This is a genomic window from Bradyrhizobium neotropicale (genome assembly GCF_001641695.1).
GTDB classification, from domain to species: domain Bacteria; phylum Pseudomonadota; class Alphaproteobacteria; order Rhizobiales; family Xanthobacteraceae; genus Bradyrhizobium; species Bradyrhizobium neotropicale.
Genome location: NZ_LSEF01000017.1, coordinates 1 through 1,519 on the forward strand (window position 1 = coordinate 1; position 1,519 = coordinate 1,519).

Below are 1,519 nucleotides of genomic sequence, written 5' to 3' on the forward strand. Positions count from 1 at the left end.
GCCTTGACGCCATCTTCTCCGACGCCATTGACCCAGATGACCCCGTCCTCGATCTCCACTTCAATCGAGATGTCGCGGAGCCAATCTTCGTCTTCACCAAGGTCCTTGGCGACCTGGGTGATGGTGGTGACGTGATGGACTTTGTTGACGTGCGTGGTCATGCCGCTCGAGCGGAGAACGTTGATGCCGGGGTCCAATTCCAGGGCAGAAGCTCGTCCAGCCGATGAGCTGGGTGGGCGGCGATGCGAGCAAGGACGTCGGCCAGCCAAGCTTGCGGGTCGACGCCGTTCATTTTTGCTGTGACGATCAGGCTGTACATGGCCGCGGCGCGCCGTCCACCGCGATCAGATCCGCAGAACAGCCAGGACTTCCGGCCAAGAGCGATTCCTCGCAAGCCCCGTTCGGCGGCATTGTTGGAGAGACACACGCGTCCATCTTCCAGGAACAGCGTGAAGCTCGCCCAACGCTTCAGGATGTAGTTGAACGCCTTGGCCAGGTCATGGCCGCGAGACAGTTTGGCGAGTTGCTCGCGCATGTAGACCTGAAGGTCCCCGACCAGAGGCCGGCTCAGCGTCTGTCGCACCTGAAGGCGCTCCTCGGTGCTCTTGCCGTTGATGGAGCGTTCGATCTCGAACAGCGCATCGATCCGCCGCACGACCTCGATCGCGATCGGAGAGAGCGGGATTTCCTTTTTTCCGGCGCCCTTGCGCCGGGCATTCTCTTCGATGTCGGCCATGGCAAAGAACGGGCGCCTTCCATGCGACCAGCAGGCAGCTTCCCGGATCGGTCCGGGCTGGCGCCCGGCCAGATAGAGCTGGTTGTACCCGTCATAGGCGTCGGCCTGCAGGATGCCGGCATACCGGGCCAGATGCTCCTTGGGATGTTCGCCCTTGCGGTCGCGTGAGTAGTAGAACATGGCCGCCGGTGGGTCCGCGCCCCCAAACGGCCGGTCGTCCCGGACGTAGACCCAGCACCGTCCCGTGTCGGTCTTGCCCTTGGCCAGCACCGGCACGGTCGTATCATCGGCATGAAGGCGCTCGGCCGCCATCACATGGGCCTCAAGGCGGCGCAGCAGGGGATCCAGCGACGCACAGACCGCCCCAACGGCATCCGCCATGGTCGACAGTGCGATCGGCACGCCTTCCAGAGCGTAGCGCTCGGCCTGGCGGTTTAGCGGCTGATGCTGACCGAACTTCTCGAACATGATCATGGCCAGGAGGCTCGGGCCAGCCCATCCCCGAGCGATGGCATGGAACGGCGCCGGCGCCTGGCTGATCTTCTCGCAGTCGCGGCAGGAGAACTTCTCCCGGACCGTCTCGATCACCTTCCACTGGCGCGGCACCACTTCCAGCGTTCGCGTCACGTCCTCGCTGAGCTTGCGAAGGCGATTGCTGCCGCAGCATTCACAAGCCGTCGGCCCATCGATCACCACCCGCTCCCGGGGAAGGTGCTCGGGGAAGGTCTGGCGCTCGGCGCGCTTGCGGGTAAATCCCCGCACCGTCGTCGTCTTGGCCACGGC

At 64.4% G+C, this 1,519-nt stretch carries 1 protein-coding gene; it reads right to left on the reverse strand.

Features of this window, described 5'->3' with window-relative positions; genetic code table 11:
• Positions 1-157: 157 nt before the first annotated feature.
• The coding region (gene tnpC / locus AXW67_RS02655) for an IS66 family transposase (RefSeq protein WP_063676396.1) at positions 158-1,519 on the reverse strand (1,362 nt) is incomplete at its 5' end.